We start from the raw sequence: 18,560 nt of genomic DNA, 5'->3' as shown, positions 1-18,560 counted from the left end.
ATTGGCTGAGAATCATATGCATCCTGTACAGTAGAGGAGTTTACCAACTCCTCTTTTTGGTGTGCACTTATGAGCAACTTACCGGTTCAATTGTATGGTCTCAATTGGAGGTTGCTTGCCTAGTTGCTGTCTCTTTAGCCGTTGTTTCTCTTACTGTTTTTCTATTCACTGTCATCTCATCTATGAGCACTGCTACAACTCTTTTGTCGCCTGTCAAACTGGGTCGCTATGAATTGCCCAATCGTTTGGTTATGGCTCCGTTAACACGCAATCGAGTCGGGGCCGGAAATGTCCCTCACGAATTGAATGCAGTCTATTATGCTCAGCGATCAACGGCGGGTCTCATCATCACTGAAGCTACCCAAATTTCACCCCAAGGAGTTGGGTATCCCGCTACACCTGGAATTCATTCACCAGAACAGGTGGAAGGATGGAAGCTGGTCACGAAGGCAGTGCACGATCGCGGTGGTTGTGTGTTTCTGCAACTATGGCATGTCGGTCGGATCTCTCATCCGTCGCTGCAACCGAATGGTGAGTTGCCCGTCGCACCGAGTGCCATTGCGCCTGAAGGCATGGCCACTACCTATGATGGCGAAAAGCCGTTTGTCACCCCTCGTGCCCTTGACATTAAAGAGATTCCTAGCATTGTAGAAGACTATCGCCAAGCCGCCAAAAATGCCCTAGAAGCGGGCTTTGATGGGGTTGAAATTCATGCTGCCAATGGATATCTAGTTGATCAGTTTCTACGCGATGGCTCCAATCAGCGCACCGATCGGTATGGAGGATCGATCGAAAATCGGGCCCGTTTCTTGTTTGACATTGTAGAGGTCGTGACCAGTGTGTGGGGCAGCGATCGCGTGGGAATTCGCCTATCGCCCAGCGGCACGTTCAACAGCATGTCTGATTCTGATCCGCAAGCCTTGTTTTCTTATGTGGTTGGACAACTCGATCGCCACCATCTGGCTTACGTTCACATCGTAGAACCCCGCATTGATAACGGCGCGCCCGCCGGGCAAAACCTGACCACTAGCTTCTTTCGATCGGTCTACAGCGGCACGCTGATTTCTGCTGGCGGACACGACAAAGAATCTGGAGAAGTCACCCTTGCCAACGGAGAAGCCGATTTGATTGCTTACGGTCGCTGGTATATTTCTAACCCTGATTTACCAGAGCGTTTTGCTGCCAACGCTGACCTCAACCCTTATGATCGATCGACCTTCTACGGTGGTAATGAAAAAGGGTATACAGATTACCCAGCCATGACACAAACAGCATAAAGTGGATTGAGCGGAAATAATCGCTCATCTGCTGCTCTTCCTCTCCCACTCCCTTGTTCGGACAAGGCTTACAAATATCTGATCCTGCTATGAACCCAAAATTTTCACGACGGTTATTTTTGCAGTTAGCAACAGGAGCGACGATCGCTTCGGCGCTGCCTATTACCTGGAGACAAGGAGCAACGGCTCAAGAAAGTGCAGCCACTTCACTGAGCAATGCTCCGTTTTACCGATTCAAGCTTGGTGAGTTTGAAGTAATCTCCATTAGCGATGGAATTATCAATGCTCCGGCAGCACTGTTTGCTGGTAATGCTCCGGCTACTGAAGTCGCGGAGGTTTTAGAACAAGCCTTTCAAACTGAAACCTTAACGCTGGACTGCAACGTTTTGTTTGTGAATACAGGTAGTCATAACGTTCTGGTTGATGTGGGTGGTGGTTCAATGATGGCTCCAACAGCCGGGAAGCTGCTCAACCATTTGCAAACCGTACAGCTTTCGCCAGCCGATATCGATACGATCATCATTACTCACGCGCATGTCGATCACATCGGTGGTGTCTTAGATGCAGCCGATGCCTTTGTGTTCCCCGATGCGCAGTATTTTGTTTCTCGTACTGAATATGAGTTCTGGACTGATCCTCAAGTTAGCTTGGCAAGAATCAACATTGATGAGCCAATGCGGCAACAGTTCATCAGTGTAGCGCAGAGATGCTTGGGGGCAATTAGCGATCGGGTTACTTTGGTTGAACCCGAGCAGGAAATTATTCCTGGCTTTCATGCGCTTGCCGCGCCAGGACATACTCCAGGGCAGATTGCCGTTCGCATCACCTCAAACGGTGAATCTCTAATTCACACGGCTGATGTGGTTCACACGCATACAGTGAATCTCTGGAATGTAAGCTGGCAGCCAATTTTTGATTTCGATGCCGATCAAGCTGTCGCTACTCGCCAACAAACCTTGGCCTCGATCGCCGCCGAACGCCACCTTATGTTTGCCTACCATTTTCCATTTCCTGGCTTGGGACATCTTCGTCGCCGCAGCGAGGGCGGCTTCGCGTGGGAACCCGTGCAATGGCAATTTGACGTGTAGCCGTTCCCACTCCGACTTCCGACTCCCTCTCCCTACACCGTCTCCACTTGCGATAATCCCTCAGCGCTAACCCAAGCAATTTGTTTAACGCGGCGATGTTTAGCATATTCACGAATGTCCTCTGGAGTCGTTCGATCGCCCAATTCTACCTCTACCCGCACCAAGTGAGCCGAAGCTCGAATCTTTTGGGCATGAGCAAAGGCTGCTGCATAGGCAGCGGGACTCGTCGGTACAACTAACCATTCACTGGCAGGTGTGTGCAGGGGCAACTGTCCGTCGGTCAGCAATACCTGTTGCAATTCTTCGATATTCAGCACAAATCCGATACCAGGACAGGTCTGCCCCTGAGGTTGGTAAAGGCTCAGCAGTTGATCATAGCGTCCACCTTGTCCCAAAATGCGCCGCCCGGATGGCCCCGCGACTTCAAATACAATCCCGGTGTAGTAGTCGATCGCTTGAATCAGGCTTAAATCCAGTACGATCGAGGGTTGGGGGTTAGGGATTGGTGATTGGCTGGTTTGCAGTAATTCAGTCAGGGCTTTGAGGCGAGTGACGATCGATCGTTGCTTGTCATCCAGATTAAGGCGAGACACCTGTTGCAGTACATCGGCGGGTTCACCTCGTAAGTCGAGCAACAATCGGGCGCGTTCCTGGAGTTCGGCAGACAGCGGTAAGGATTCTAGGGCAATGCGATCGAGTTGAGCAATCGACTCTCGTACCGATTCTCGAATCGATTCAGGAAAGGGCGAAAGCAGCGATCGGGTTAGGCCGGCGTCTCCAACGATGAGCGAACACCCTTCGAGCTTGAGGCTATGCAGACAGTCGAACAAGATGAAGAGAATTTCTGCATCGGCCGCAACGCTACCCGTTCCCAGGAGTTCTACCCCGGCTTGATAAAACTCTTGTTGCCGATTGTCGCTGCCTTTAGTAGCCCGACGAAACACATTGGCGTTGTAGTAGAGCCGTTGAGGATAGCTCACTCCGACCATGCGAGTGACAGCCGCTCTGGCAATTGACGCAGTTAGTTCTGGGCGTAACCCCAGCGCTTCCCCATCCACATCTTGCAGTTGAATCACAGTCGATTGTTCGATCGCGCCACCTGCCATCAGCGTTTCTAATCGTTCTAAGGTCGGGGTAATGATTCGGTGATATCCCCAGCTGTGAAAGACTTGTTGAATTCGCTCTTCAATCCATCGTTTTTGGGCAACATCTAGGGGAAACAAATCGCGTGAGCCAGCGGGGGGTTGGTAAACCATCACTTCTTCTTGTTGCCAAACAGTCTGAACAGACCGCCCTTGCCGGTGGAATTGGGCTTTTCTCCCGCTTCCAAAGCGCCTCTAGGAGGCGTTTTTGCCTTTGGATCAGATTTACCAAAAGCAGGTTTAGCACCCTTTCCATCTGGCTTAGTCGCTTTCTGACTGTTTGAGGGTTCTAATTTGCGTTTACCTTCCAAGGCTACCGCATCTTGGGGATTTAACTCTAAGGCTTTATTAAAATGGATTTTCGCCATCGTGGTTTGTTGGGTTTTCAGGTAAATGAGACCTAGACGGCTGTGACAAGCACTGTTGGTTGCATCCATTCGCAGGGCTTCTCGCAGTTCTTGAATGGCACGAGGAAAGTCTTGTTTGGTTTCAAACTCTTGGGCACGGCGGAGGTAGGCTGAGATCAGCGAGTCGCGAGTTGGGGGGGCAGAAGGGGGTTTCGGCAACGGTGATGGAACAGTGCTCGATCGAGAGGCTGCACTCGATGAATTGATGGATTCGTCCAATTGCGGCAGTCCGATCGATTCTCCTCGGCTTTCCTTGCGCATCAAATACACTAGGTTTAGCTCACTGATTTGCCCAATATACACGAGCGATTGCTCTAGCTGCTGGTATTGGTGTTCGGCTACTTCTCGTATTGCCGCCCGGTAAGACGTCTCTAAATCACTGGCAGAGGCTAATCGACGAGCAGCATCACTGGTTAATGCTATGGTGTCTTGTTGTCGCAGGGCTTGTTGCCCCTTTAACCGCAAGAGTACAGCATACTCCACATAGTTTTTTTCTTGTGACAGCTTTTCGTAGGCAGGATTGACGAGCTTTGACAAAAAGTTGGCGGCACGTTGACGATCGACATCATTGTCGGTGGTGCAACTGTCGGGATGGAGCCGGCGGGCAATAGTTAAGTAGCGCTTTCGGATATCTTTGGCGTCTGCATCGACTGGAACTCCCAAAATGGCATGATAGTCCGTGAAATCGAGACTAAACAGCCCTTGCTCAATCTTGAAAGACATGCGGCTTCTTACACAGTGTGACTATATACAGGATTCCCTGCGATCGCGCCTGCCTAACGGATTGCACCCACATTCGGATTGTAATGTCCGTATCCGCCCCCATCCCCCTGCCCCTTCTCCCAACCTTAGACAAAGGGGAGTCTAGAGCACCCTCTCACCACAGCTCCAGCAACACCCATTCTTCCGGCTTCCAGTCTCGCGCCCTTTGGGAGAGGAACAGAGGCTGAGGGCTGTATCAGTTGGACGTATCCTGCTTAACGGGCGAGGGAGTTTCGGCGGCATCTTCTCATGATTCTTTGACCTTATTATGAGTTTTCCAAGGGTTTTGTTCCAAACCCACCACCGCCCGGCGTTTCAATTACAAAAACATCGCCCGGTTGCATATCCACTTCGGCTTTGCTGGAAAGAGGCTCGATCGCTCCGTTCCGTCGTTTGACCGCATTTCGCCCGACTGCCCCTGGGTTGCCTCCCTGTAGCCCAAATGGTGGAACAATGCGATGCCCTGACAAAATGGCTGCTGTCATGGCTTCCTGAAACCGAATATGTCGAATTACGCCATTGCCTCCCGAATGCTGGCCCTTACCACCACTGTTAGCACGAATAGCGAAGTTTTCGACTAGGACAGGAAAGCGCCACTCTAGTACTTCTGGATCAGTTAAGCGTGAGTTGGTCATGTGTGTTTGCACAGCATCAGTTCCGTCAAAGGTTGCGCCCGCCCCCGAACCACCGCAAATGGTTTCGTAGTATTGATGATGCTGATTGCCAAAAGTAAAGTTGTTCATCGTCCCTTGAGCCGCTGCCATCACCCCCAGCGCCCCATAGAGGGCATTGGCGATCGCTTGTGAAGTTTCCACGTTACCTGCCACTACGGCGGCTGGATAGCGCGGATTGAGCATACACCCTTCTGGAATAGTGATCTTCAGCGGCTTCAGGCAGCCTGCATTAAGAGGAATGTCATCATCGACCAAGGTACGAAATACATACAGAACCACCGCTTTACCAATGGCCAGTGGCGCATTTAAGTTGGTTGGTTGTTGGGGAGATGTGCCGGTGAAATCGATGTGCGCCGATCGTGTCGAACGGTCGATTGTAATGCGAACCTGAATCTCACAGCCGTCATCCATTGGGTAACAGAACTGTCCATCTCTGAGAACATCAATTACTCGACGCACAGATTCCTCAGCATTCGCTTGTACATGCTGCATATAGGTTTGCACTAGTTCTAATCCATAGTGCTTTACAATCCGTTGTAGCTCTTGCACTCCGCGCTCATTTGCGGCAACTTGAGCTTGCAGATCGGCCAAATTTTGAACTGGATTGCGTGCGGGATACGCACCTGTGGTTAATAGATGTAAGATTTCTGATTCGCAAAATTGACCTTGTTTGATTAGTTGAACGTTGTCCAGCAAAACCCCCTCTTGTTCCATAGAGGTGCTATGGGGTGGCATCGAACCGGGTGTAATTCCGCCAATATCCGCATGATGTCCACGAGATGCTACATAAAAGTGAGGATGAAGTTCCTCCTCTGAAGCTGAGACATTCGGCATGAATACCGGAGTAATGACTGTCACATCTGGCAAATGTGTACCACCATTGTAGGGATTATTGGACACATAAACGTCCCCAGGTCTGAGGGCGTTACCGTTGGCATCGATGAGGCTGCGTACACTTTCACTCATAGAACCAAGGTGTACGGGAATATGTGGAGCATTCGCCACAAGTTGTCCTTGGTGGTCAAAAACAGCGCAAGAAAAATCAAGTCGCTCTTTGATGTTGACGGAATAGCTAGTATTTTGCAGAGTAATACCCATTTCTTCAGCGATCGCTCGAAACAAGTTATTGAAAATTTCTAACAGTACTGGATCAGGACGAGTTTCAGGATAGTCAGTTCGATGATTTAAGGTGGTTTCTAGAGCAGTAAAATTTGATGAAGTAAACTGCTCTCGCTTCAAGATTAGATGATTTTTTTCGGTTACTTCTGCATACCACCCCGGTTCAATGACATTTGTTCCGGTTGCTTCAATAATTAGAGCCGTTCCTATGATTCGATCGCCTGGTCTTAAATCCTCACGTTGATAAACAGGAGTTTCCCACCACTGGTTTTTTGTGTAGAGCGTCACGGTTGCCACAGGCTGTAGGGATGTGGTTCGCTCGGTGGACAATCGGGGTTCTTCTAACGGGGTCGTTTGTCCAATAACTTCTACCGAAACCGCCTCTACCACCAAAGCCTTGTCGGTCATGATAAATCCGTAGCGCTGCTGATACGCTCGCTCAAATCGCGATCGCATTTCTGCGGTTGAACCAACATCCACAACCAACGCTGAGTCTGTACCTTCATATCGAAGATGTGCCTTTTGTATCACCTGAATTCGATCATCGCTGACTCCCTGAGCGATCATTTCAGCCCAAGCGCTATGGGTCAATTCCTCTAATGTCTGGGTTAGGGTAGGCATCACAGACTCATGTAATCGAGCTTCAATTGCTTTTTCCTTGAGGGTGCGCAAATCGGCCAGTCCAATCCCGTAAGCCGATAACACGCCGGCGTAGGGATGGATAAAAATCTGCTTCATGCCCAACGCTTCAGCAATCAGGCACGCATGTTGACCGCCCGCCCCCCCAAAGCAACACAATGTGTAGTCAGTGATGTCATACCCACGCTGCACTGAAATCTTTTTAATGGCGTTGGCCATTTTGTCGATCGCAATCCTTAAAAATCCTTCTGCCACTTGTTCTGGGGTGCGTTGGTTGGGGGGCGAAGCGCTAGTTTTCTCAGCAATTTCAACCGTCAATGCCGTGAATTTTTCTTGAACGATCGATCGATCTAACGGCAAATTGCCTTCGGCTCCAAACACTTTGGGAAAGAAGTCTGGCTGAATTTTTCCCAGCATGACATTGCAGTCGGTAACTGTCAGCGGGCCACCTTTGCGATAACATGCCGGGCCGGGGTGTGCTCCGGCAGACTCTGGCCCAACTCGATAGCGAAACCCATCAAAAACCAGAATAGAACCACCGCCAGCCGCCACCGTATGAATCGACAGCATCGGCGATCGCAGCCGCACACCTGCCACCTCAGTTTCAAAGCTGCGTTCGTACTCACCATTGAAGTGGGAAACATCGGTAGACGTGCCGCCCATGTCAAAGCCAATGATTTTGTCAAATCCAGCACTGGTACTTGTTTTCACCGCCCCAACGATACCGCCTGCTGGGCCAGACAAAATGCTATCTTTCCCTTGAAACAATCGAGCGTTCGTTAGCCCGCCATCAGACTTCATGAACTCTAGCGTTGGTAGAAGATTAGCCGATCCACAATCAGCACTACTCTCTAAAGCAGACGCAACTTGCTCTACATAGCGACGCAAAATTGGCGAAAGATACGCATCTACTACGGTAGTGTCCCCTCGACTGACTAGTTTCATGAGTGGACTAACGTCATGGGAAACCGAGATTTGCGTGAACCCCACCTCACGGGCGATCGCTGCCACTTGAGCTTCATGATTGGGGTAACGGTAGCCGTGCAACAACACGATTGCACAAGCTTGAATACCATCCCTATAAGCTGCTTGTAAGGCTTCGACGAGTCGAGTCTGTTCTTCAGCGGTAATCGGAATTAATTCGTCGCCTTGGGCGGTATAGCGCTCCTCTACTTCAATCACTCGTTCATAGAGCATCTCCGGCAACACAATCTGACGCGCAAAGATATCCGGGCGATTCTGATAGCCAATTCGCAGGGCATCGCCAAAGCCTTTGGTGATTAATAGCACCGTGCGATCGCCTTTGCGTTCCAACAGCGCATTGGTTGCCACCGTTGTACCCATCTTGAGCCGATCGATCGCCTCAGGTGGGATCGGTTCATGGTTCGACAGTCCCAAAATATCGCGCACGCCCTGAATGACCGCATCTTGGTACTGATCCGGTTGTTCTGACAGCAATTTATAAACCACCACCCACTGCTGATTCGGTAACGCCGTGACCTGAAACCGTTCTGGAAATAGCAATAATCGATCGACAATGTCAGGTTGATCGGTAACTGCCACCAGATCGGTAAAGGTTCCGCCGCGATCGGCAAATACGTTCAGCATGAGAGAAGTCCTTATCGTAGATCAATCCACACCCCCAAGGTATCGGCGCGTTTCGCCGAGGGATGCTAATTTCTACAGATTAGCTTTCTAGGTGCGCTTGCATCAGTCACGGAATTCCCGCATCTATGCACGTTCAAAGTAACGGGCCCGTTCCCAACTGGTGACTACTTCATCAAATTTGCGTTGCTCGGTGCGGAAGAAATGGAGGTAATGCTCGACGATCGCCTCTCCCAAGATCGATCGGGCCCACTGGCTTTGCTCCAGTTCGGCAATGGCTTCATTGAGGCTACGCGGTACTTGCGGCAAATTGTTAGCCTCGTAGACATCACCCTCAAACATAGGCGGGGGTTCAATTTGGTTCTTGATTCCGTCAAGTCCGGCAGCTAGCGTTACCGCAAACGCCAGATAGGGATTGGCATCGGCTCCAGGGGCACGACATTCTAGCCGCAACGATGATCCGTGTCCCAAAACGCGAAACCCAGCTGTGCGGTTGTCATACGACCAAGCGATCCCCGTCGGTGCGAACGAACCGGCTACATAGCGCTTATAAGAGGTGGGATAGGGGGCATAGAAAGCAAAAATTTCGCGGATATGCTGCATCCACCCTCCCAAAAACCAGCGGAACAGCGGCGAACTGTGTACTGGTCCAAACGGTTCTTCACCCGGAAACAACGCCTGTCCTGCTTGATCCCATAGGCTGGCGTGCAGGTGCATACTCGATCCGGCGAAGCGCTCATCCCACTTAGACATAAACGTGACCGCCACCTGGTTTTGCCAAGCAATTTCTTTGGCCAAATGCTTGTAGAGGCAATGGCGATCGCACATTTCCAAGAAATCGCTGTAGCGCAGGTTGATTTCCTGCTGACCCGGGCCCCACTCTCCTTTAGAGAACTCAACCGGAATGCCCGATCGCTCTAAATGTCGGCGAATCGCGCCAATCACAAATTCTTCTTTTGTTCCTTGAAAGATGTGATAGTCTTCAACATACGGACCGATCGGATGTAGGTCATGATAGTGCTTACGACGGGCTTCTTCGTAAGACTCGGAAAACACATAAAGTTCTAATTCCGATGCACCCATAGCCGTATAGCCTAGGGATTTTGCTCGTTCAACTTGCTGTCGCAAAATTGTGCGGGGAGCCACCGCCACCAATTCATCTTCTTCTTCGTTGTAGACATCACAGAGAACGATCGCCGTTTTGTCTAACCACGAAGCCAGCCGCAGAGTGCTTAAATCAGGAATCAGCCGAAAATCGCCATAGCCGCTGGCCCAATTGGTGAAGGCATAGCCGCGCACGGGTTCCATTTCCATATCGCACGCCAATAAATAATCACAGGCATGGATTCCCTCTTTCAGTACATCATTGAGAAAAAAATCACTCGTAATGCGTTTACCTACCAATCGCCCATACAGATCAGGAATGACGGTCAGAATGGTTTCAATCTGCTCATCTTCCACTAACTGGGCTAGCGTTTCAACTGTCAACCTGCCACGCAACTTTGAGGTGTCCATACCTGTTTCTCGCTTGCTACAGACGAAATGATAACGGCAACGTTATCGCTGCAAATCAATACCATGTGGATGATCGATTTCCCGAAGGGCACGTCCCAACAGGGCATCTTCCTCTTCAGGGGCTTGCGCCACTAACTTATGGCGACTGTACAGCAGAAAATACAGCACGGCCACAATGAGAAAAATCAACGTTCCCCAAACTCCAGGACGATAATCGGGAATTGAGAAGCAAGCAAACAGTGCCAGAATCGATAACATCGCTCCTACGATCGCCCCAGTCAAGCCCACTGGACTTTTGTAAGGACGATGTAAATCAGGACGCGCTAACCGCAGCTTGATATAGGTAAAGAAAATCAGCGTATAGGTAATGACGGCTCCAAACACCGACATATTGAGTAATGCCGCGCCCAAGGTGCTGCTAAAGCGATCGATCAACAGTGCACACAAAATCCCAATGACTGCGCCCAAAATCAGTGCTCTGGCTGGGGTGTGAAACCGTCCGGTGACAGAGATCCAGCGGGGAATATAGCCTGCCCGCGATAGGGCAAACAGCACTCGTCCATAGGCATAAATGACGGTGTGGAAGCTGGCAATTAATCCAGTCAGGGCAATCAGCGTTAAAACAACGGTTGTCACCCCCGATCCAAACACCGCTTGAAAGCCATCACTAAGCGGAGCCGCCGATTCGCCGATCGCCGCGACCCCACCGCCAACCCCTGAGTTCAGCACCAAGGTAAACAGCGACAAAATCAGCAGCGTCACAATGCCCCACACAATTGCCCTTGGGATATCTCGCGCCACATTATGGGTTTCTTCGGCTGCCAGGGGAAGCTGCTCGATCGCCAAGTAGAACCAAATCGCGAATGGCAAAGCGGCAAATACGCCAAACCATCCCCTGGGCAACCACGTGGCAGATTGCCCCGGATCGGGTTCTAAATTAAACAACAAGGCCGGATCAAACGCACCCGACCCAATCGCCCCGACATAGAACAACACCAACATGGCAACTGCCAGCAGCGTAATGACGAGTGCAACTTTCAGGGTTAGTTCTACCCCGCGAATGTTGATTGCCACAAACACGGCATAAGCGAGCAACCACCAAAACAACAATGGAATGCCTGGTATTAGGGTTTGTAGGTAGCCACCAATCCCAACCACTACCACAGAGGTGGCCAGAATGTACTCAATTAGGTCAGTAATGCCGTTCAGGTAGCCGCCCAAGGGACCAAAAGCATAGCGGGTGAAAGCATAGGACCCTCCGGCATGAGGTAATGCTGCTGATAATTCTGCAATGCAAAAGACGAGGCACAGATACATGATGGCCATGAGAAACGTGGCGATCGCCAGTCCCCAAAAGCCGCCTGCCGCCAATCCAAAATTCCAACCAAAGAAATCGCCAGAGATGACCGCCCCGACCCCGAGCGCCCACAGCAGAACCCATCCGGCACTGCGGCGTAGCTGCCGTTTTTGCAAGTATTCATCTCCCACATTCTCGTACCGGGCAATTCCTTTCGGCGGTTTATTTGCCATACACCCTCACTTGTGAGAATAACGTCAAGATTTTAGCAGTATCGTTTTGTCACCACGACGCGCTCCAGTCTTGGAGCAATGGCTCTAGAATAGGTTCACTCCCCTAAGATCTGCGTGTCGTTTTCGGGAACCAATGGTATGAAATCGTACCATTAAAACGTACGCTGTCCCTGATTGTAAATTAGTAACTGCAAATACAAAGTGATTGAAATCTTAAGCTTAGCTGAACTGGCTTTAGAGTAATCCCTTCAAAAAGCTGTTGGTTGCAAGGATATGTTCTTGCATCACCTCTCTGGCGGAAACTCCATCTTGCTGCTGCATCGCATCAAGAATCTCTTGATGTTGTTGCGTCGAGTGGCTTTGTTGAGAGCGGCTATAGGGAGCCGTTTGCAGTAAGTCCGATAATTCTGAGTGAATGTCAGCTACGATCGCCGGAAGTCGATTCGTTTGCGTCGCTTTGGCAATTAATAGATGAAAGCGAATGTCTAGTTTGCGATAAACCGCGTAACTATCGGCCTGCTGCATCACATTCACTAACGCTTGCAATTCTTCTAATTGATCGGCTTGTGCACGTTGGGCCGCCAGTTCCACAATTCCAGTTTCGACCACCAAACGATGATCCAAAATTTCAGATAAAGTAGCACCACTGGTATGAAGTCGTCGTCGCAACTCCAACAGCGCTTCTGAGGGCGGGTTTTCAGAAACAAACGTACCGCCCGATCGCCCCCGCTTTACCGTAAGAATGCCTTGTTCCACTAGGAGGCGAATTGCTTCCCGCACCGTTGCCCGACTGATCCCCATCAATTTGGCGATGTCTCGTTCACTAGGCAGTTGATCGCCCGGCTCATATAGTCCCATTTTAATAGCCGATCCCAGTCGCTCTAGGGTGACTTCAAAGGGATTAATGGTGGGCTTAGGGCCTCGCAACAACGCATCGGCCGATCGCTGAGTCGATCGCTGGCTAATAGGACTGGATACGTGGCGCGGGGTAGGCATGAAGGGGATTAAGAGTTAGGGTTGGGGGATTGGGAATTGAGGGTTGGAAGTTGAAAAAACTGCTGCATGAATTGATGGGCAAGGGGGGCAACGGCAGGAGAATGACGTTTCGCTGCTGCTAGTAAATCTGAGACGGTGGTAGTGTGAATACCACTGTCGTAGAGTTCTTGGGTAATGACGGCGGCGCAATCGGTTAACACATGCTCGTCAAACTCTAGATGAAATTGTAACGCCCATATCCGATCGCCATAGCAAAAAGCTTGATTGGGATATTGAGCACTTTGGGCCAGCCGCACCGCTCCAGTCGGAATCTCAAAGGTGTCTTGGTGCGATTGAAACACGCGAAACCGTTTGGGAAACGAGCGCAGCAACCGATCCCGACTAGCAGCCTCTAGTAACTCTACCTCACACCAACCAGCTTCTCGTCCAGCAGCGCCACGATAGACATTAGCTCCTAAAACTTTGGCTAAAATCTGCGCCCCTAGACAAATTCCAAGCGTAGGAATTTCAGCCGCCATCGCCGTTTCAATCAGGTGAAATTCGTCATGCAGAAAGGAATGGCGATCGGCTTCGTAGGCACTGATGGCTCCACCTAACACAACCAAGTGCGAGTAGTCGGTAATCACATCCGTTAACTGCTCACCTTGAAAGAAATTGAGATAGTGAACTCTGTGATCGGGGGAGAGCGCTTGCCCCAATAGCCCTAAGCTAGTGCAAGCCTCATGGCGAATTACAAGTATCTTTGGCGGATTGGTTGCAGCAAGTTGCATAAATTTCTGTTGGTATTGCCAGCTACGAATTGCCAATCGTGAACATTTTAAGTTGAATGGTAAGTTGAATGGTACAACTTCATACCATTTTTTCTGCTATCGTTCCTGCTATCGGGTAGCAACTCTACCTAATTTCATTCTGTCTATGTCGCTGATCACTTCTGACCAAATTGAGCAATTTCACCGCGATGGCTTCTTAGTTGTCCGCAATCTCATGAATCCGGCGCGGATGCAACGCTTAGCCGATCGAGTGGAATCGCTGTTTGCAGGCAACTTTGAAACGGGTGTTTATCCAGACGAGTGGTATTGGAACCCACGGTTGGGACTACCGGGAGCATCTGGACAAATGAGCAATGTCTGGAAAAGCGATCGGGCTTTTGCGTCGGTAGTATTTTCAGCCGAGTTGGCTGAAATCAGCGCCAGCTTGGGCGGCTGGAGCGGAACGCGAGTCTTAACCGATAGCCTATGGATGAAACCCTATGGCGCATCCGAAACAACGCATCATCAAGACTCGATGTACTGCCACTATCACACACCCCAGGACTTGGTGATTTGTTGGTTGGCTCTCAGCCCCGCCATGCCTGGAGCCAGCACGATCGAATATGTTCCTGGTTCCCACCGCTGGACGTTATCGCAAACCGTTGCAGAATTTCATGCCACTAGTAGGGGCTATCGCAGCGAGATGGAACAAGCCGCTAAGCGGGCTGGGATTGAAACCCCTACTGTTCTGCAATTATCGCTGAATCCAGGGGACTGTGCCTTTCATCATGGGCACATGTGGCACGGCTCTGGTAAAAACCTCAAGCCCAATTTCCTCCGTCGCAGTTTGGTCATTTCGCATATTCCCTCAACGGCGCGGTTTAAGTCTACTGGCACTTATGTTCCTGGTGGCTATTTGCCAGGGCGCTACAAACGCTTTGGCGATGACACAATGGATGAAAGCTTTTTTCCAATCGCTTGGCAACAAGATGGCTACCGCACGCCCTTCTTACAGAATTATTGTTTACAGGAAAATGACTTAGACGAGGACGATCGAGAGCAGGCTTGGATAATCGGGGAGTCACAGAATCATGCGCTATCAACCTATTGAATTCAGCGAGGCGCAAATTCTTCAGTTTCGCCAGCAAGGATTTCTCATCCTCGATCGGTTTTTGCCCCTTGAGGTGGTGAAGCACATTGACGATCGGCTTGATCCCCTATTTGCTACCCGCTTAGAAACAGGCATTTATCCGGATGAATGGCACGGACGCCCCGGACTAAGCCGTCCCCATGCAACGCGGCAGATGGTTGGACTGTGGCGCTGCGATCGAACCGTGGCCAGTTTGTCGTTGTCGGCTGAGGTGGCGCGACTGAATGCAACCCTGGCAGGCTGGTCTGGCGCACGCTTGGCGATGGATAGCTGTTGGCTAAAGCCGCCCAACGCACCCGAAGTCGCATTTCATCGCAACTCTACCTACGTTAGTTGCATTGATCCGGCGGCCATTGTCACCTGTTGGATTGCCCTCAACTCCATCACGGCACAAATGGGTACCTTAGAAGTTGTTCCCGGATCGCATCACTGGCCTGGCTCCGATCAGTTTCGCTTTGTGCATGCGCCCGAAGGAGATTATCGCCAACCACTGTGGCAAGCCGCACGGGATGCCAAAATCGATCGCTCTACCATTGTGCCAATCGAATTACCGGCTGGCGGCTGTGTATTTCTGCATGGCGACCTGTGGCATGGGTCTGGATGCAATACAACCAATCAATGGCGGCGCAGTTTTGCCATCAGCACCTTGCCGGTCAATGCTTGCTTTCAACCCCCAGGGACAGGGGTGGGTTATATTTTCAGCCGCTACCGTTGTGCTAACAGTTCTACCTTAGACGACAGCTTTTTCCCAGTGTTGTGGACGAACACAGGCGCTCGATCGCCCATGGTCAAGGAATATTGCTCAGATATTTTGGCAATTTGCTAGTTGCAGGTCTGGCAGCCGATCGGCATAAAAGCAGTGTTAAATCTTCTACATAAATTGATAGATTTGACATGCTTAGAAAGAATTTAGAATCCTTGCTTATAATCTGTACAGGAATCTTTTTATTCCGATACAGATTCCTAATGGCTAGCCATTATCCATGAAAACAACGCAATACCTGTAGAAATGCCTCGTATACTTGTCATCGATGATGATCCTGCAATTTCGGAATTGGTCGCGGTCAACCTAGAGATGGCTGGGTATGACGTGAGCCAAGCGCCAGATGGTATTAAAGGTCAGGCTTTAGCACTCCAGCTAATTCCTGATCTAATTATGTTGGACTTAATGCTGCCGAAGGTAGATGGTTTTACGGTGTGTCAGCGTCTTCGCCGAGACGATCGCACGGCCGATATTCCAGTGTTGATGTTGACGGCGCTGGGGCAAACTCAAGATAAAGTCGAAGGCTTTAATGCTGGGGCTGATGATTACTTGACTAAACCCTTCGAGATTGAGGAAATGTTAGCGCGGGTGCGGGCGTTACTGCGGCGAACCGATCGCATTCCTCAAGCGGCGAAACATACCGAAATTCTCAACTTCGGGCCACTCACCCTCGTGCCGGAGCGGCTTGAAGCCATTTGGTTTGATCACACTGTTAAACTGACGCATTTAGAGTTTGAACTGTTACACTGTTTGCTTCAGCGCCACGGACAAACCGTATCGCCAAGTGAGATTCTCAAAGAGGTATGGGGATACGATCCCAATGACGACATTGAAACCATTCGCGTACACGTTCGTCATCTACGCACCAAGCTAGAACCTGATCCTCGTCATCCTCGTTACATCAAAACCGTGTATGGTGCTGGTTATTGCCTGGAGCTACCAACAACTGGAGGGCAAGCGTCCTCAACTTCAGACGATGTTGAACCCTCTGAACTCTAATCCTCTGAGCGATCGCAGCCTTCTCGCCAGAGGATGTCGAGCGGTTCTATCGAACCACCTGTAGGTTCTCACTGTTTAACCGTTCGCCCGTATCGGGATGGAACCAATGAATGGCGTCTAATGGCAACGTTAGTTTGATAGATTCTTCTTGCCAAGGACGATCGCTGGGCAATAAGGCCCGCAGCAACAAGTTCTCGGCTCCATCCACACGAGTGCTAATCAAATCACTCATTCCTAGGTTTTCTTTTAAGATGACCTTTGCAGCGATCGGATGGCTATCACTCGCATCGGCGAGCCGTACATGCTCCGGTCGAATTCCCAACACAATATGCCCCGGCGACTGTAGTCCGTTCGGTAAGGGAATCTTATAATTCCCCAAAATCGCAAACCGGCCGTCGCACCTCAGATCCAACAAGTTCATTTGGGGGCTACCTACAAACCCCGCCACAAATCGGTTCGCAGGATGGGTGTAAATCCGCCGAGGCGAATCTAGTTGTTGCAAATCGCCATTATAGAGCACCGCAACTTTCGTAGACAGGGTCATTGCTTCGGTTTGATCGTGCGTTACATAGACAACAGGCGTGTTTTGAGTCTCAAAAATTTGTTTCAGTTCCGCCCGAACTTGTTCCCGCAGTAGGGCATCTAGGTTGCTTAACGGTTCATCTAACAAAAACACATCTGGTTGCCGTACCAACGCCCGTCCCAACGCGACTCGCTGTCGTTGTCCTCCGGAAAGCTGACCGGGCTTGCGTTGCATCAGGCTACCTAGTCCCAAGAAATCGCTCACCTGCTCAATGCGGACTCGAATTTCTTCGGATGGCACTTTTTTCAGCTTTAGCCCAGACGCAATGTTGTCATATACCGACATGTGCGGATAGAGCGCGTAGCTTTGGAACACCATCGCAATATTGCGATCGCCCGGCGGAGCATTGGTGACATCACGACCATTAATCCGAATTTCGCCATGGGTGGGTTGTTCCAGCCCGGCAATCAGCCGCAGAATGGTAGATTTACCACATCCAGAAGGTCCCAGCAACGTCAAAAATTCACCGTCGTCCACGCTAAGGCTAACATCCTTAACGGGAATAATCTTGGGTGAATAGGTTTTATTGAGGTGAATCAGTTCAAGTTTGGCCATAGTTCTATTAAGGGGTTAGGGATTAGGAACTGGGAGTTGGGAATTAGAGACTGGGGGCAGTAGGAAAGCAAAAGGCTAAAGTATCAAACTCACTTCTTGATTTTTATCCTTTCTCTCTTGACTTATCCTTTCACCGCGCCGGAAGTCAGACCTTGCACAATACGGCGTTGGAAGAGGAGAACGAGAATCACCAGCGGAATTGTCCCAACCACCGTAGCCGCTGCCTGAGCACCATAGGGAATCTCAAAGACGCTACTGCCGCTGAGTTGAGCCACAGCGACAGGAATGGTCTTCATCGACTCGCGGGTGATGAAGGTAAGCGCAAACAAAAATTCATTCCAGGCGGCAATAAAGGTGAGAATACCAGTAGTGACCAAGGCTGGAACCGTCATGGGCATCAGAATCTTGGCCAACATTCCCCAGGTGGTATAGCCATCGACCTTGGCCGAGTCTTCTAGGTCACGAGGAAGCTGCTGAAAGAAACTGCGCATCACTAATATGGTCAGCGGTACGTTCATTGCTGTATAGGGAACAATCAACGCTAGGAAATTATTGGCTAGACCAGTGGCTCGAACAATTTCCAGCAGCCCTAGAAACAGCAGAATATATGGGAACAACGTCACCACAAGCACGATCGCCAGCACAATTCGCTCTCCGGGCAAGCGCAACCGCGCCAAGGCATAGGCCGCTGGGGTTCCCAGCAGCAAACACAACAGCGTTGAAGTAATGGCGACAAAGGCACTGTTGAGCATGTAGTTGAGAAAGGGGCGCCGGGCAAAAATCTCAATGTAATGTTGCAGCGTCAGCCGAGTGGGAAAGTAAACATTGGGAACCGCCGAAATGTCTTCGTTGGTTTTGAACGAGGTCAATACTTGCCAAAGAATGGGGGCTAGGCTGAAGATAACAATGGCGACAACGGCGATCGCAAACAGAATTTTGCGCCAGGGAAAGCTCGACTCTTTGGATTGAGGTTGTACCTGTGGATCAGCAGGGGTAATGGTGGTCAT

Annotated in this window: 14 protein-coding genes; 5 read left to right on the top strand and 9 right to left on the bottom strand. The window is 50.4% G+C overall.

What is annotated here, in order from left to right; genetic code table 11:
* The first annotated feature begins 182 nt into the window (after positions 1 to 182).
* Positions 183 to 1,277, top strand: a complete 1,095-nt coding sequence (locus OXH18_RS17730; RefSeq protein WP_268608493.1) for an alkene reductase — start codon at positions 183 to 185, stop codon at positions 1,275 to 1,277.
* A gap of 89 nt (positions 1,278 to 1,366) precedes the next feature.
* Complete coding sequence (locus OXH18_RS17725) at positions 1,367 to 2,365, top strand: MBL fold metallo-hydrolase (RefSeq protein WP_268608491.1); 999 nt, start codon at positions 1,367 to 1,369, stop codon at positions 2,363 to 2,365.
* Positions 2,366 to 2,397: 32 nt separating this feature from the next.
* On the opposite strand, the gene OXH18_RS17720 is transcribed toward OXH18_RS17725, so the two are convergent.
* The 7 genes from OXH18_RS17720 to OXH18_RS17690 all read right to left on the bottom strand — a co-directional run bounded on the left by OXH18_RS17720 (position 2,398) and on the right by OXH18_RS17690 (position 13,524).
* On the bottom strand, positions 2,398 to 3,621 hold the full coding sequence (locus OXH18_RS17720; protein WP_268608489.1) for an ATP phosphoribosyltransferase regulatory subunit: 1,224 nt from the start codon (positions 3,619 to 3,621) through the stop codon (positions 2,398 to 2,400).
* Positions 3,621 to 4,637, bottom strand: a complete 1,017-nt coding sequence (locus OXH18_RS17715; RefSeq protein ID WP_268608487.1) for a J domain-containing protein — start codon at positions 4,635 to 4,637, stop codon at positions 3,621 to 3,623. Before OXH18_RS17715 ends, OXH18_RS17720 begins: the two co-directional genes overlap by 1 nt.
* A gap of 305 nt (positions 4,638 to 4,942) precedes the next feature.
* Positions 4,943 to 8,716 (bottom strand): hydantoinase B/oxoprolinase family protein, encoded by a 3,774-nt coding sequence (locus OXH18_RS17710; protein WP_268608485.1) that lies wholly within the window; start codon positions 8,714 to 8,716, stop codon positions 4,943 to 4,945.
* A gap of 123 nt (positions 8,717 to 8,839) precedes the next feature.
* Entirely contained in the window at positions 8,840 to 10,228 is a 1,389-nt protein-coding gene (locus OXH18_RS17705) for a glutamine synthetase family protein (protein WP_268608483.1), read from the bottom strand.
* 42 nt (positions 10,229 to 10,270) lie between these two features.
* Entirely contained in the window at positions 10,271 to 11,758 is a 1,488-nt protein-coding gene (gene eat, locus OXH18_RS17700) for an ethanolamine permease (protein WP_268608481.1), read from the bottom strand.
* Between the two features lie 234 nt (positions 11,759 to 11,992).
* On the bottom strand, positions 11,993 to 12,754 hold the full coding sequence (locus tag OXH18_RS17695) for a FadR/GntR family transcriptional regulator (protein ID WP_268608479.1): 762 nt from the start codon (positions 12,752 to 12,754) through the stop codon (positions 11,993 to 11,995).
* A gap of 8 nt (positions 12,755 to 12,762) precedes the next feature.
* Positions 12,763 to 13,524, bottom strand: coding sequence for a type 1 glutamine amidotransferase (locus tag OXH18_RS17690; RefSeq protein WP_268608477.1), 762 nt, complete (start codon positions 13,522 to 13,524; stop codon positions 12,763 to 12,765).
* Between the two features lie 145 nt (positions 13,525 to 13,669).
* On the opposite strand from OXH18_RS17690, the gene OXH18_RS17685 reads away from it, so the two are divergent.
* The 3 genes from OXH18_RS17685 to OXH18_RS17675 all read left to right on the top strand — a co-directional run bounded on the left by OXH18_RS17685 (position 13,670) and on the right by OXH18_RS17675 (position 16,415).
* Positions 13,670 to 14,614: a phytanoyl-CoA dioxygenase family protein gene (locus OXH18_RS17685; protein WP_268608475.1), complete on the top strand. Its 945-nt coding sequence runs from the start codon at positions 13,670 to 13,672 to the stop codon at positions 14,612 to 14,614.
* Positions 14,595 to 15,479: a phytanoyl-CoA dioxygenase family protein gene (locus OXH18_RS17680; protein ID WP_268608473.1), complete on the top strand. Its 885-nt coding sequence runs from the start codon at positions 14,595 to 14,597 to the stop codon at positions 15,477 to 15,479. The genes OXH18_RS17685 and OXH18_RS17680 overlap by 20 nt, the downstream gene beginning before the upstream one ends.
* A 183-nt stretch (positions 15,480 to 15,662) precedes the next feature.
* A complete protein-coding gene (locus OXH18_RS17675; RefSeq protein ID WP_268608472.1) occupies positions 15,663 to 16,415 on the top strand; it encodes a response regulator transcription factor in 753 nt (250 codons plus the stop codon).
* 46 nt (positions 16,416 to 16,461) lie between these two features.
* Here the strand turns inward: OXH18_RS17675 and OXH18_RS17670 are convergent, their stop codons facing one another.
* Together OXH18_RS17670 and OXH18_RS17665 are read right to left on the bottom strand one after the other, a co-directional pair.
* A complete protein-coding gene (locus OXH18_RS17670; protein ID WP_268608470.1) occupies positions 16,462 to 17,553 on the bottom strand; it encodes an ABC transporter ATP-binding protein in 1,092 nt (363 codons plus the stop codon).
* 122 nt (positions 17,554 to 17,675) lie between these two features.
* The gene (locus OXH18_RS17665; protein WP_268608468.1) at positions 17,676 to 18,560 is read right to left on the bottom strand and encodes a carbohydrate ABC transporter permease; all 885 of its coding nucleotides are present in this window, start codon (positions 18,558 to 18,560) and stop codon (positions 17,676 to 17,678) included.

This window comes from Thermocoleostomius sinensis A174 (genome assembly GCF_026802175.1).
GTDB lineage: Bacteria > Cyanobacteriota > Cyanobacteriia > Elainellales > Elainellaceae > Thermocoleostomius > Thermocoleostomius sinensis.
The sequence above is the reverse complement of the archived record's forward strand: the minus strand, read 5'-3'. Positions and strand labels throughout refer to the sequence as shown.

Excerpts from the sequence above, each read along its gene's own strand:
- OXH18_RS17690 (WP_268608477.1), bottom strand. The coding sequence starts at position 13,524 with ATGCAACTTGCTGCAACCAATCCGCCAAAGATACTTGTAATTCGCCAT.
- OXH18_RS17710 (WP_268608485.1), bottom strand. The coding sequence starts at position 8,716 with ATGCTGAACGTATTTGCCGATCGCGGCGGAACCTTTACCGATCTGGTG.
- OXH18_RS17720 (WP_268608489.1), bottom strand. The coding sequence starts at position 3,621 with ATGGTTTACCAACCCCCCGCTGGCTCACGCGATTTGTTTCCCCTAGAT.
- OXH18_RS17715 (WP_268608487.1), bottom strand. The coding sequence starts at position 4,637 with ATGTCTTTCAAGATTGAGCAAGGGCTGTTTAGTCTCGATTTCACGGAC.
- OXH18_RS17680 (WP_268608473.1), top strand. The coding sequence starts at position 14,595 with ATGCGCTATCAACCTATTGAATTCAGCGAGGCGCAAATTCTTCAGTTT.
- OXH18_RS17730 (WP_268608493.1), top strand. The coding sequence starts at position 183 with ATGAGCACTGCTACAACTCTTTTGTCGCCTGTCAAACTGGGTCGCTAT.
- OXH18_RS17665 (WP_268608468.1), bottom strand. The coding sequence starts at position 18,560 with ATGACCACCATTACCCCTGCTGATCCACAGGTACAACCTCAATCCAAA.
- OXH18_RS17675 (WP_268608472.1), top strand. The coding sequence starts at position 15,663 with ATGCCTCGTATACTTGTCATCGATGATGATCCTGCAATTTCGGAATTG.
- eat (WP_268608481.1), bottom strand. The coding sequence starts at position 11,758 with ATGGCAAATAAACCGCCGAAAGGAATTGCCCGGTACGAGAATGTGGGA.
- OXH18_RS17705 (WP_268608483.1), bottom strand. The coding sequence starts at position 10,228 with ATGGACACCTCAAAGTTGCGTGGCAGGTTGACAGTTGAAACGCTAGCC.
- OXH18_RS17725 (WP_268608491.1), top strand. The coding sequence starts at position 1,367 with ATGAACCCAAAATTTTCACGACGGTTATTTTTGCAGTTAGCAACAGGA.
- OXH18_RS17685 (WP_268608475.1), top strand. The coding sequence starts at position 13,670 with ATGTCGCTGATCACTTCTGACCAAATTGAGCAATTTCACCGCGATGGC.
- OXH18_RS17670 (WP_268608470.1), bottom strand. The coding sequence starts at position 17,553 with ATGGCCAAACTTGAACTGATTCACCTCAATAAAACCTATTCACCCAAG.
- OXH18_RS17695 (WP_268608479.1), bottom strand. The coding sequence starts at position 12,754 with ATGCCTACCCCGCGCCACGTATCCAGTCCTATTAGCCAGCGATCGACT.